The sequence below is a fragment of the Apibacter sp. B3935 genome, from assembly GCF_009827705.1.
Classification (GTDB): domain Bacteria; phylum Bacteroidota; class Bacteroidia; order Flavobacteriales; family Weeksellaceae; genus Apibacter.
The window spans coordinates 587,321-599,713 of the sequence record NZ_WINL01000002.1 but is presented as its reverse complement, the minus strand read 5'-3'; the positions used below and the strand labels follow the sequence as shown (position 1 = coordinate 599,713).

11 protein-coding genes are annotated in these 12,393 nt (G+C 32.5%); 6 read left to right on the top strand and 5 right to left on the bottom strand.

The window, feature by feature from the left end:
• Positions 1-144: 144 nt before the first annotated feature.
• Positions 145-516: a ribonuclease P protein component gene (gene rnpA, locus GFV00_RS05555; RefSeq protein ID WP_160556910.1), complete on the bottom strand. Its 372-nt coding sequence runs from the start codon at positions 514-516 to the stop codon at positions 145-147.
• Between the two features lie 156 nt (positions 517-672).
• Between rnpA and GFV00_RS05550 the strand changes: the two genes are divergently transcribed.
• The 3 genes from GFV00_RS05550 (at position 673) to GFV00_RS05540 (ending at position 2,381) form a co-directional block, all read left to right on the top strand.
• Positions 673-1,086, top strand: coding sequence for a BrxA/BrxB family bacilliredoxin (locus GFV00_RS05550; protein WP_160541676.1), 414 nt, complete (start codon positions 673-675; stop codon positions 1,084-1,086).
• A 1-nt stretch (position 1,087) separates the two neighbouring features.
• Complete coding sequence (locus tag GFV00_RS05545) at positions 1,088-1,414, top strand: DUF59 domain-containing protein (protein ID WP_160556911.1); 327 nt, start codon at positions 1,088-1,090, stop codon at positions 1,412-1,414.
• 265 nt (positions 1,415-1,679) lie between these two features.
• A complete protein-coding gene (locus GFV00_RS05540; protein WP_160556912.1) occupies positions 1,680-2,381 on the top strand; it encodes a 16S rRNA (uracil(1498)-N(3))-methyltransferase in 702 nt (233 codons plus the stop codon).
• Positions 2,382-2,471: 90 nt separating this feature from the next.
• On the opposite strand, the gene GFV00_RS05535 is transcribed toward GFV00_RS05540, so the two are convergent.
• Both GFV00_RS05535 and proS read right to left on the bottom strand, forming a co-directional pair.
• Positions 2,472-3,716: a 3-deoxy-D-manno-octulosonic acid transferase gene (locus tag GFV00_RS05535; RefSeq protein ID WP_255448779.1), complete on the bottom strand. Its 1,245-nt coding sequence runs from the start codon at positions 3,714-3,716 to the stop codon at positions 2,472-2,474.
• A 164-nt stretch (positions 3,717-3,880) separates the two neighbouring features.
• Positions 3,881-5,353 carry a proline--tRNA ligase gene (gene proS / locus GFV00_RS05530; protein ID WP_185149987.1) on the bottom strand — a complete coding sequence of 491 codons (1,473 nt, stop codon included), beginning with the start codon at positions 5,351-5,353 and terminating at the stop codon, positions 3,881-3,883.
• 176 nt (positions 5,354-5,529) lie between these two features.
• Between proS and GFV00_RS05525 the strand changes: the two genes are divergently transcribed.
• Together GFV00_RS05525 and GFV00_RS05520 are read left to right on the top strand one after the other, a co-directional pair.
• A complete protein-coding gene (locus GFV00_RS05525; RefSeq protein ID WP_160556913.1) occupies positions 5,530-6,900 on the top strand; it encodes a hypothetical protein in 1,371 nt (456 codons plus the stop codon).
• Between the two features lie 23 nt (positions 6,901-6,923).
• Entirely contained in the window at positions 6,924-8,360 is a 1,437-nt protein-coding gene (locus tag GFV00_RS05520; RefSeq protein ID WP_160556914.1) for an OmpP1/FadL family transporter, read from the top strand.
• A 46-nt stretch (positions 8,361-8,406) separates the two neighbouring features.
• Here GFV00_RS05520 and mscL read toward each other — a convergent pair whose 3' ends face one another.
• Both mscL and GFV00_RS05510 read right to left on the bottom strand, forming a co-directional pair.
• Entirely contained in the window at positions 8,407-8,799 is a 393-nt protein-coding gene (mscL, locus tag GFV00_RS05515) for a large-conductance mechanosensitive channel protein MscL (RefSeq protein WP_160541680.1), read from the bottom strand.
• A 70-nt stretch (positions 8,800-8,869) separates the two neighbouring features.
• On the bottom strand, positions 8,870-10,966 hold the full coding sequence (locus GFV00_RS05510; protein WP_160556915.1) for a type IA DNA topoisomerase: 2,097 nt from the start codon (positions 10,964-10,966) through the stop codon (positions 8,870-8,872).
• Between the two features lie 308 nt (positions 10,967-11,274).
• Here GFV00_RS05510 and GFV00_RS05505 point away from each other — a divergent pair, with 308 nt between their 5' ends.
• Positions 11,275-12,258, top strand: a complete 984-nt coding sequence (locus GFV00_RS05505) for an ABC transporter ATP-binding protein (protein ID WP_160541682.1) — start codon at positions 11,275-11,277, stop codon at positions 12,256-12,258.
• Positions 12,259-12,393: the final 135 nt, after the last annotated feature.

The window sequence follows — 12,393 nt, the reverse complement described above, 5'->3', positions numbered from 1 at the left end:
TTAATGCAACGCGAATTAATTATAGTTACGGGATAACTACCGATCCAAACGATAAATATTTTTATTCAATTTTATTTGCTATTGTAGGCATTTTAATAGTATTCATAATAAAAGGACTAAAAAAATTATCTCAAACCAAATAAATTAATCTGAAAATTTAATTTTTTCAAGCAATTTCAAATAACAACTCTCCAATTCTTTATAGGCAGGTATTTTTTTGTCTTTACCATTATAGACAATCATTAGTAAATGAGATTTTGTAAAAGTGTTGTTTAGCTCATTTTTATGCAAGCGGAAACATTCACGCAAAAGTCTTTTTACCCGATTTCTATCCACTGCATGTTTAAAAATTTTTTTAGAAACGGACACTCCAACCTTATGGGTTTCCAAAAATTCAGGAGAAGGACAATAAACCATAGCTAAAGGATATTTTTTATTCCATGTTCCTTTTTCAAACAAATATTTAATAAGCTTATATCCTTTTAAATGTTCTTCTTTCGTATACTTTTGGTTCATATAATATGCATTTCATCACAATACCATTCCCAAAGATGATATTATTGAGACTTTTGATTACATAAAATTTCAAGAAATGTTTTGTCAAAGATAGGGCATTTGTAATAATCATAAACATTAATTAATTTTGTATAACAATAAAAACTAATATAAAATATGTATCCAGAAGAAATGGTTGCGCCAATGAAAGCGCAATTAACAAATAAAGGTTTTGAAGATTTAAATACATCAGAAAAAGTAGAAGAAGCATTAAAAAGACCCGGTACAACATTATTAATAATTAATTCCGTTTGTGGATGTGCTGCCGGAGGAGCTCGTCCCGGAGTAATATTATCTGTAGAAGGCGAAGGAAAAAAACCGGATCATTTAACAACTTCATTTGCAGGATTTGATGTGGATGCAGTTAAAACCGCTAGAGAACATCTTGCCCCTTTTCCACCTTCATCTCCGTCCATAGCACTTTTTAAAGATGGAGAATTGGTTCATTTTCTAGAAAGACATCATATTGAAGGTCATTCTCCTGAAATAATTGCTGAAAATTTAAAACAAGCATACGCTGAATTTTGCTAACATGTCTTTAAACGAAGAACAAATACAATCCCTTTCCGAAAAAATCGTTGAAAAATTAAAAACGGTTTACGATCCTGAAATTCCCGTGGATGTTTATGAACTAGGATTAATTTATGATATACAGATTAGTACAGATGGAGACGTGGAAATATTGATGACCTTGACAACCCCTAATTGTCCCGTGGCAGAAACATTACCCATGGAAGTAGAAGAAAAAATCGGTGCTATAGATGAAGTAAAAGAAGTAAATGTAAAAATTACTTTCGAACCAACTTGGGATAAAGATATGATGAGCGAAGAAGCTAAATTTAATTTAGGACTTTTATAGCATCATAAGACAAAAGCTAAGTAACTAAACTATAGTAAGTAAATGATAGTAAAGGACAGATTTAATTATATTAATCTGTCCTTTTTTCCTAAATTTAAAAAAGTAGTGGAATTGAATAAATTTAAGTGATAATAGAAAGTGAAATTTGAGATTATGTTGAAATTGAAGCAAATGGTTAAAAGATTTATACAACTTAAATTCAATAAATACTATCATCTCAATTCACCGGTAAATAATTACATTTGTTAAATATAAGATTGATCTTATGAGATTATTTATAGGAGAGATACATCCGAATGAAGTACAACTAAGGGAAGAAGAAGAACACCATATAGTAAAAGTGTTGCGAATGAAAGAAGGAGATATGGTCTATGTGACTAATGGAAAAGGAGCATTAATAAAAGGACAATTACTAATAACAGGAAAGAAAGTTAAGGTTCAAATAATTGAAACTTTCCCCCATTCAAATAGAGGACAAAATGGATTACATATTGCTATTGCTCCAACCAAAAATATAGACAGATTTGAGTTTTTTGTAGAAAAAGCAGTTGAATTAGGAGTATCTAAAATTACCCCACTTTTATGTACTAATTCAGAGAGGAAGGTTTTAAATACAGAAAAAATCAAGAAACAAATTGAAACCGCCTGTAAACAATCTTTGAGAATAAATTTTCCTGAACTCTATCCATTGACACCTTTGAAGGATTTTATACAATCTTCGAATACAAAATTATACCTTACCCATTGTTATAAAGAATATGAGAAGATCACTTTAAACGAAACGTTAAACAGAGAAAAAGAAATAACCTTGATGGTTGGACCGGAAGGAGATTTTTCTAAAAAAGAAGTAGAAGAGCTTTATTCTTTAGGCTCTATAGGGGTTAGTTTAGGAGCAAATCGTTTGAGGACAGAAACTGCCGGAATTTTCATTGCTTCCAGTTATTATTTTTTTCACAACCAACCATAAACAGAATCATTAAAATTTATATGATCAATTTTTTATTGACTATAATTTTAAATAAAATGTTATGACCTATAAAATTAAGTTTTAAGTCAATTATTGTAAGTGAACCAAATAATCAACAATAATTTGAACCGAATCAGGTTTACTAAAGACATATTCGCGAGCTCTTTCACCCATTCTATATCTTTTATTTGTATCTGTAAGTAATTCAACGAGTTCTTCATTAAATTCATTTTGATTGTGAATTACTTTTGCTCCTCCACACTGGATTAATTCTACGGCTTCGATAAATTTATCATAAATGGGTCCGAATAAAACTGGAGAAGCAAAAACGGCCGGCTCCAATACGTTGTGTACCCCTTCTTTACCAAATGCACCTCCCACATAAGAAATATCGGCATAGGAATAAACTTTCGTCAATATACCAACCGTATCTAAAATTAGTACTTGATAGTCCGCAGGATGGGTGTGACTTAATTCTGAAAATAATACCGTTTTAGGTAATAACTCCGCTTTTAATTTCTGAAAATATTCATGATTCATATTATGTGGAGCTATAAGTATCTTACAATTCATAAAGAAAGAAGAATTAATAAAGTTTTTTAACAGCGTATCATCTTCTTTCCATGTACTTCCTGCAACAATTAAGGTGTTAGTTCCTTTAAACAAAGACAACCAGCTTAAGTGGTTATTCTGTTTACTTAACATTTTAACTCTGTCAAAACGTGTATCCCCTGAAACCGTTACTTGTTGAATGCCGATGGATTTCAATAATTTTTTTGAATTTTCATCCTGTACAAAAAAATGAGTTACTTTCTTTAAAATCGATACAAACCATTTTCCGTTTGGCTTAAAATATATCTGGTCCTGACGAAAAATACTAGAGATAAACAAAGTAGGTATTTTTTTTGCCGCAAGTGCTTGCAATATATGATACCAAAAATCATATTTTACAAAAATAGCATAGTTTGGATGTAAGAGTTCAATTAACTGATTGGCATTTGATGGAGTATCTAAGGGAATGTAAAATATAAGATCGGCTATGCAATTATTTTTAACCACTTCATATCCGGAAGGAGAAAAAAAACTAATAGCAAATTTATGTTTTGGAAATTTTTTCTTTAAAGCAGTTAACACAGGAAGTCCTTGTTCATATTCACCAAGAGATGATGCATGCATCCAAATCACTTGATCCGTTGGTGAAATTTTATTTTGTATTTCCGAGAAGACATGAGCCCTTCCTTGTACCCAAAGTCTTGCTTTAGGATGAAATAAAGAAGCAATCTTCATTCCTGCTCCCATGAGTTTAATGCCGAAAGAATATAAAAATGAATTCAAAATTTATCTGTTACTGTTATTTAAAAATTTAACTTTTTTCAAAACACTAGTTTAAAAAGAATTGCCTTAATTCAATTAAGGCAATTTTTATTCATATTTGAGTTGAAAAATAAATTAATATTTGAAAATAGTACAAATATCTGTTCGATAAAAAGTACTATAAGTTAGTAAGCTCTCGCAAATAAGACTCTTCTTTTGGAAGGATTCCCTGAATATATACAAACTCCCTCTTCCTCTTTAGCATTTAAAGGGATGCAACGAATGGTTGCTTTCGTTTCAGCTTTTATTTTTTCTTCTACTTCTAACGAACCATCCCAATGAGCAGAAATAAATCCGCCTTTTTCGTCCAATACTTTTTTAAATTCTTCGTAAGAATTTACTTCGGTAATTAAAGAATCTCTGTGTGATTTTGCTTTATTGAAAATATTTTGTTGAATTTCTTTCAATAAATCTTGAATATGTTCAGCTAAACCATCTACAGAATGTTGATGCTTTTCTAAAGTATCTCTTCGAGCTATTTCAACTTGTTTATTTTCAAGATCCTTAGGGCCAATGGTAACCCGAACCGGTACGCCTTTTAACTCATATTCATTAAATTTCCAACCCGGTTTATATTCAGTTCTATCATCAAATTTAACACTAATTCCCAACTTTTTAAGTTGAGAGATAAGTGCATCTGCTAATTCAGAAATTGCATTTAATTGTTCTTCATTTCTATGAATAGGTACAATAACTACTTGGATTGGAGCTATATTGGGAGGAAGTACTAATCCATGGTCATCGGAATGAGACATGATTAAAGCTCCGATAAGACGGGTAGATACTCCCCAAGAGGTAGCCCAAACATATTCTTGTTTACCCTCTTTTGATTGATATTTCACATCAAATGCTTTAGCAAAATTCTGACCTAAAAAATGAGAAGTTCCGGCTTGTAACGCTTTACCATCTTGCATCATAGCTTCAATACAATAAGTTTCTTCAGCACCTGCAAATCTTTCCGCAGGAGATTTTACCCCTTGAATTACAGGAATACCCATAAAGTTTTCAACAAAATCGGTATAAACATTTAACATTTTTTCAGCTTCTTCAATAGCCTCTTCCTTGGATACATGGGCGGTATGTCCTTCTTGCCATAAAAATTCAGCAGTTCTTAAAAACAATCGAGTTCTCATTTCCCATCGAACTACATTAGCCCATTGATTAATTAAAATAGGTAAATCCCTATGAGATTTAATCCAATTTTTATAAGTATTCCAAATTATGGTTTCAGAAGTTGGTCGAACAATCAATTCTTCCTCCAATTTGGCATCCGGGTCAACAATCACTCCCTTTCCGTCAGGAGAATTTTTTAATCGATAATGAGTAACCACAGCACATTCTTTGGCAAAACCTTCCACATGATCCGATTCTTTAGACAGATAAGATTTGGGAATAAACAAAGGAAAATAGGCATTTTCATGTCCGGTATCTTTAAACATTTGATCTAATTGACGTTGCATTTTTTCCCAAATAGCATATCCATAAGGTTTTATAACCATACATCCTCTAACCCCGGAATTTTCAGCCATATCGGCTTTTATTACCAGTTCGTTATACCATTTACTATAATCTTCTTCTCTTGATGTAAGTGTTGCCATAATGCTTTTCTACTGTTTTAAACTTTTCTGTAATTATAACTGTCATAATTATTAAGATACTTTGTCACATTACTATTGCAGCAAAATAGGTATTTCTTAATTGGTACGACTTTTGCGAATTTAAAATGATTCAAGAACAAAATTATAATAAATATATAAACTACTAAAAAAATATCATGAAGAATATCAGTTGTAATTTAGGACGAGTTTTCATGAAAGTTGGTGCTCTCTTATGGGTGTCGGTTTTTTTAACATCATGTTATGTCGGCCAGTCTTCATATGCCGGTGAGGATAGTGTATATTATTCAAATAAGACTCGAAAAAATAATAAACAAAAGTCTTATGATTACGTATATGATGAGGGTACAAGCTCATCCAATTCATATTCAGACAGTCAAGTAAGAATAGGTAAAAAATATATTGACCCTACTTCTAATGCCAGTGATTTATTATACGATGATGATTCTAACCATAGTGATGCTTCTTCCAATACTGTCAATCGCTACAGTGATGATATCAATCAATCGTATTCCAATAATTATAACAGAGACGGTTGGGGAGATGATGGCGGAACAGTAGTTAATAATTATTATTACGGAGGTTACAGTCCTTATTATTCCTATTATTGGGGCGCCCCATATTGGGGATGGAGAAGTTATTGGAGTCCCTATTATGGATGGAATTGGGGTGTTTCAGTAGGCTGGGGATGGGGATGGTCCGGCTGGGGATGGGATTATCCTTCATATTGGGGTCCATCCTGGGGTTGGAATTATCCGGGTTATTGGAGACCTCATCACCATTATTGGGATAATGGTTGGTGTTGTTCAAGATATTATGCCAATTACGGATCAAGATCTTCCTATTTGAATAGTTCAAGAGGAAACTCATATATTTCAAGATCTTACGGAACGTCTCGTTCTAGACAAATACAAGACATACAAAGACAAAATAGTAGAAACTCCATTATTTCGGGAAGCAGAAGCAATGGGATAAGTAATTCAAGAATCAATAGAGGTTCTACATCCACTATTTCAAGAAACAATGAAAGTGGAAGAAACGGTTCAATTATAGGCGGCTCAAGAGCTAATGCCGCAGTTGTTACTCCCGAAAATTCAAGAAACAATTCCGGGGCTGTAATTGGAGGCTCAAGAAATAATACGATAACTAATTCAGAAGGATCAAGATCCACTGGGATAATTAGAGGATTCAGAAATAGTGTAGGAACATTGGAAGGATCAAGAAATCAAGTGGGAATTGGAAATTCCGGAACTGGAAGAGAATCAGCCAATTCAGGTACAATAAGAGGATCTAGAAACAGTACAGGAATTATGGGAGGATCCAGAAATTACGAATCAGGTTCTTCTAGAATATCTTCACCGAACTATCAAACCCCAAGTTCAAGCAGTCGCGAAAGTTCTCGCGGATCTATAATTGGAGGAGGTAATCGAGGCTTTGGAGGTGGTTCCATAAGTAGTGGCAGTCGTGGCGGCTTTGGAGGAGGCTCCCTGGGTGGTGGTCGCGGAGGCGTTATAGGTGGTAGAAGATAATATATAATAATAAAACTCAAATTATGAAAAAGAAGTTATTATACGGTTTTATCCTTTCATCCATGGTTTTGATAGGTAAATCACAAACCAATAGATTTTATCCCAATGATGTGTCCGATGCTTTTACCATTTTTGGTGATAATTCCAATAATACAACAGGTACTGCCAGATATATAGGTATGGGGGGATCTATGGGAGCTTTAGGAGGTGATCTTAGTGCCGTTGAAACAAACCCTGCCGGTCTAGGTATTTTTAGAAATTCTGTAGCGAATATTTCAATGAGTATCTTATCGAATAAAAATAAAGCTACTATGGGCAACGGAGTAAATTCCAATACCGATACCAATTTTAATGTTCCCGGTGCCGGAGTTGCATTGGCTTTAGGTGATGAAGCAGATATATTTAAAGTAAACGTTGGAGTAAACTTTTCTTATCAAAGAGTAGATAACGACGTAAATTTTTCCAGAAATACCAAATTAAATTATTTATATCCTAATAAAGATAATGTAGATCAACTTTATGAAATGGTCAATTATGATCAGTATACCAATGGATATAAATCAAAAATGAAATTCAGTTTGGCAACCAATTACATGGATAGATTATATTTCGGTATTGGATTAGATTGGCATTATTTAAATATTGATCGCAATTCTGAATATGGTCATAGAAACACAGTAGATGGGGAATATATGAAATTCAATGAGCAATTAACGCCTTATAGTCAAGAAGCCAACGGTTTCGGATTAAATGTGGGGGTAATCGGTAAAATTACACCTGAGATTCGTTTAGGGGCTGCCTATCATTCTCCTATTTGGTGGTCTGATATGGATGATTACCGATGGATATATGGATACGATGATAAAGGACAATTCGTAGAAGATTATGTTTATTATGATCATTATAAAAATGTATCTCCTGGAAAATTGGTATTAAGTGGCGCTTTTGCTTCCAATATCGTGGATGATGATAATTCCTTGGCCTTTAATTTTGATTTTATTAATTACTTTAATAAAGACATGGAATTTAAAGGAGATGTTGACTATAGGTTAAATAATAATTTTGTTAATGATTACGTAAGAAATTCCCAAGAATACCGCGCAGGTATTGAGTATAGGTTTAGAGAACTTAAATTACGAGCCGGTTACGCTTATGCTTCTTCTCCTGTAAAAAGTAACTCTATATCAGGAATATGGGATACAAACAGCGATCCTGTATTTGTGAAAAATTACTTGGCAGGTGAAAAAAATAAATTATCTTTTGGAGCCGGATATGATATTGGTCAATTTTTTGTGGACCTGGGATATCAATATATTAAAACAGATTATCGCACGACCCTTTCCGGTGACTTTTATACGGTAGGTGGATCCAATCTTGCAATAAGTTTAGATAAACCGTATTTAGGAAAAGTTAATAATATCCAAAATAATTTTGTATTAACTTTGGGTATGAGGTTTTAAAAATATATTCACAATAAAAAATCCTAACTTTTGTTAGGATTTTTTTTTATTTATTTTTGAGTAAATCTCTGATTTCAGTTAATAATTCTTCTTGAGAAGGTGGTTTAGGTGTGTTATCTTGTTCTTTTTTCTCTTCGTCTTTCTTATTAAGCCTATTGATCACTTTTATCATCATAAATAAACAAAAAGCAATAATTAAAAATGATAGACAAGTGGATAAAAAGTTACCATATTTAATAGCTGTTCCCGGAATGGTTAATTTAGCCAAATCGGTCAAATCAGCCATCTTTAATGCAGGAGTGAGAACAAGAGGGGTGATAATATCTTCAACTAAAGACGTGATAATCTGGTTAAATGCGCCCCCGATTATTACACCGACAGCCATGTCAACCACATTTCCCCTTAGGGCAAATTCTTTAAATTCTTTTATTAAACTCATAAATAATAATTTTAATTATAATTGCAAAAATAAATTAAATTTCAAATTAACATAATATATGCTGATTTGGTTAGGTTTCAAATACTATTCCGAAATTTTCATCAAATAATAAAATACCGTCCCTTTTCTCCTGAGATTCGGGAACTGTAAATCCTTTTATTTTTGTTGTCTTACCTTTACCTATTAGATCGGATATTTGTTTTAAAGTTAATTTTTTGCCGAATATTTCAAAAGGTATAGTAAAACTGCAATTTTTAAAATCGGAACAGCCGTAAGCAGATTTTCCTTTGATCAATTTATGAGTTTTACATTTTGGACAAAATAAATCTTCTACAGGTCGTAGGGGGTTGGTTTGCTTTTTAGATTTTTCGTTTATTTCAGGATTTATTTTCTCTTGTATGGATATTCGTCTGTATTGACTGCTTTTAACTTCTTGGGTTAGGTCGGTTACCATTTCGATAAGTTCCTTTTTAAAAAGATCGGAAGAATATTCCCCTTTTTCAATGAGTCTGAGTTTTTTTTCCCAGAGACCTGTAAGCTCCACGCTTTTTAAAATTTCGCTTTGTATCGTGTCGATCAGATCCATTCCCGTTGAGGTGGCATAAATATTTTTTCTTTTTTTCTCGATATACTTTCTGTGTAGTAAAGTTTCAATAATATTTGCTCGAGTAGAAGGGCGTCCAATACCATTATCTTTCATTACTTCCCTCATCTCCTCATCATCTACTTGTTTACCCGCGGTTTCCATGCTTCTTAATAAAGTAGCCTCGGTAAAATACTTAGGAGGTGTAGTTTTTCCTTGATGAATGAATGGATCGTGAGGACCGCTTTCTCCAACTTCAAAAACCGGAATTAAATTTTCCTCTTTTTCATTTTTTTTATCTTTTTCATAGATGATTCTCCATCCCGGTTCCAAAATTTGTTTACCGCTTGCTTTAAAGGGTACTTCACCAACTTTTGAAGTTACCAAAGTATTGGAAATTTTACATTCAGGATAAAATACAGCAATAAATCTTCGGGCAACAAGATCATAAATCTTTTTTTCATCAGTCGAGATACCTTCGGGTAAAATATCGGTAGGTATAATAGCATGATGATCCGTAACTTTAGTGTCATCGAAAACAGCTTTTGATTTTGGTATCGGATTTTCTAAAAGAGGAGCAATAAGATTTTCATAATATTTCATGCCGGAAAGAATTCCGTAAATCTTAGGATATAAGTCTTCCGAAAGATAAGTGGTATCAACCCGAGGATAGGTAACGAATTTCTTTTCATAGAGGCTTTGAATGTATTTTAAAGTATTATCAGCAGAATAACCGTACTTTTTATTTGCCTCTACTTGTAGAGAAGTCAAATCAAATAAACGAGGATTCTTTTCTTTTCCCTCTTTTTTCTCGAAAGAAACTATTTCAAAAGGATATTTCTGTAAATATTCTAATCCTTTTTTAGCTCGGTCTTCGCTTTTCAATCGGTCGATATCAGCAATGAATTCCACATTCTTATACATGGTTTTTAATTCCCAGTATTCCTCAATAACAAAAGAATCAATTTCTTTTTGCCGTTGTACTATCATTGCCAACGTTGGCGTTTGAACTCTACCGATTGATAACAAAGTTTTGTTTATGGCAAATTTTTTAGTAAAAAGTCGGGTAGCATTTATTCCCAAAAGCCAATCACCGATTGCGCGGGCACTTCCGGCAGCATATAAATTTTCATATTGGGAAGAATCCTTAAGGTTTTCAAATCCCTCTTTTATAGACTGTTCTGTCAGAGATGATATCCATAATCGTTTTATGGGAACTTTACATTTTGCTTTAAGCAATACCCACCGTTGGATCAATTCACCTTCCTGTCCGGCATCCCCGCAATTGATTACCTCTTCACATTCAGCAACCAGGCTTTCTATTACTTTGAATTGTTTTTCCACCCCTTTGTTGGAAATAAGCTTAATCCCAAAATTAGACGGAATGATAGGAAGGTCTTCCAAATACCAATACTTCCAGTTCGGGTTATAATCATGAGGCTCTTTTAATGTACACAAATGACCAAAAGTCCAGGTAACTTGATAACCGTTTCCCTGGTAAAATCCGTCTTTTCTCTCTTTTGCCCCTACAATTTGAGCAATATCTTTAGCGACGCTTGGTTTTTCAGCTATACATACAATCATTACTGATGGAAGGATTTTTCCTGCAAAATTGCAATTTTTTAAGTATACTAAGTAATTGATCTTTTAAAAAAGGTCGGATTAGCATTTGAATAATTTATGATTTGAAAACAATATTTGATATTAATTATAAAAATTATATTCAAAATTTTTTCCAAAGAACAGTTGAAATCGCATTAAATTTATAGTAAAATAAATAAAAGTTTAAAAGATGTTTTTAGCATTAATAGTTTAAATTTGTGAAATTATGCTTAATCCAGTATCATTTGTAGCATTGAATCATAATCAGAGAATTTTACAAATAAGTCTATATGTTAGAAGTTAAGAATCTATGTTTTTCATACACTAAAGATAAAAAAATAATTGAGTCTCTTTCTTTCTCTTTAAAGCAAGGAAATATGCTGGCACTTGTAGGAGAAAGTGGAAGCGGTAAAAGTACCATTTTAAAGTTAGTTTATGGTTTGTTGGAATGGGAGAGTGGAGAAGTTATTTATAGAGGAAAAAAATTAGCAGGATTTAAAGGAAATTTAGTTCCCGGAGAACCTGAATTTAAATATTTGGAACAAGATTTCGGGCTTATGCCCTATGCAACCGTTGGAGAAAATGTGGGTAAATTCCTTTCTAATATAGATTTGAAAGAAAAGCAAAACAGGATTATGTTTTTGCTCGATTTAGTGGGCATGGCGGATTATGTAGATGAAAAACCTATCTCACTAAGCGGAGGACAGAAACAAAGAGTAGCATTGGCGAAAGCCTTAGCTCAAACTCCTTCAGTATTGTTATTAGACGAACCATTTTCTCAAGTCGATACTTTTAAGAAAAATATACTAAAAAGAGCTGTTTTTGATTTTGCTAAAGAAAATAATATTTCCATTATTTTAGCCACCCATGAAATAGAAGACGCTTTGGCATATGCAGATGAAATGATGATTGTTAAAGAAGGTAAAATTATACGACAAGGCAATCCTCATGATATATATCGAAATCCCGAAAATACCTATGTTGCCAATTTATTTGGTGAAAATACCATTTTAAAAAGATCAGATTTTCCGAACCTGTTTGAAGATTTAGTAGAAGATGAAATTCTAATTTATCCACATCAATTTATAATTTCTCAATCGGGTATTCCTGTAAAAGTAATAAGAAGCTATTTTATGGGTAGTCATTATCTCGTGGAAAGTATTTCAAAATTTAAAAGATTTTGGTTTATTAGTGATGAATCATTACCGATTGGCAAAGGGTGTTTTTTACAATTTTATGAATATCAGAAATTATTGGATAATAAATTTAATTAACTAATAGTTAAAAATCTCATTATAGATTTACCAAATAATCGTTATTGCTTAGCCACTTAGTATAGTAGGTTGAATTTCCTATTAATTATACTTTAAAAATAATGATTCTAAAAGCAATATTGTTTTAAAAACTCA

Bases quoted from the DNA above. Each gene is read 5' to 3' on its own strand.
- rnpA (WP_160556910.1), bottom strand. From the start codon at position 516: ATGAACCAAAAGTATACGAAAGAAGAACATTTAAAAGGATATAAGCTT.
- GFV00_RS05550 (WP_160541676.1), top strand. From the start codon at position 673: ATGTATCCAGAAGAAATGGTTGCGCCAATGAAAGCGCAATTAACAAAT.
- GFV00_RS05545 (WP_160556911.1), top strand. From the start codon at position 1,088: ATGTCTTTAAACGAAGAACAAATACAATCCCTTTCCGAAAAAATCGTT.
- GFV00_RS05540 (WP_160556912.1), top strand. From the start codon at position 1,680: ATGAGATTATTTATAGGAGAGATACATCCGAATGAAGTACAACTAAGG.
- proS (WP_185149987.1), bottom strand. From the start codon at position 5,353: ATGGCAACACTTACATCAAGAGAAGAAGATTATAGTAAATGGTATAAC.
- GFV00_RS05525 (WP_160556913.1), top strand. From the start codon at position 5,530: ATGAAGAATATCAGTTGTAATTTAGGACGAGTTTTCATGAAAGTTGGT.
- GFV00_RS05520 (WP_160556914.1), top strand. From the start codon at position 6,924: ATGAAAAAGAAGTTATTATACGGTTTTATCCTTTCATCCATGGTTTTG.
- mscL (WP_160541680.1), bottom strand. From the start codon at position 8,799: ATGAGTTTAATAAAAGAATTTAAAGAATTTGCCCTAAGGGGAAATGTG.
- GFV00_RS05510 (WP_160556915.1), bottom strand. From the start codon at position 10,966: ATGATTGTATGTATAGCTGAAAAACCAAGCGTCGCTAAAGATATTGCT.
- GFV00_RS05505 (WP_160541682.1), top strand. From the start codon at position 11,275: ATGTTAGAAGTTAAGAATCTATGTTTTTCATACACTAAAGATAAAAAA.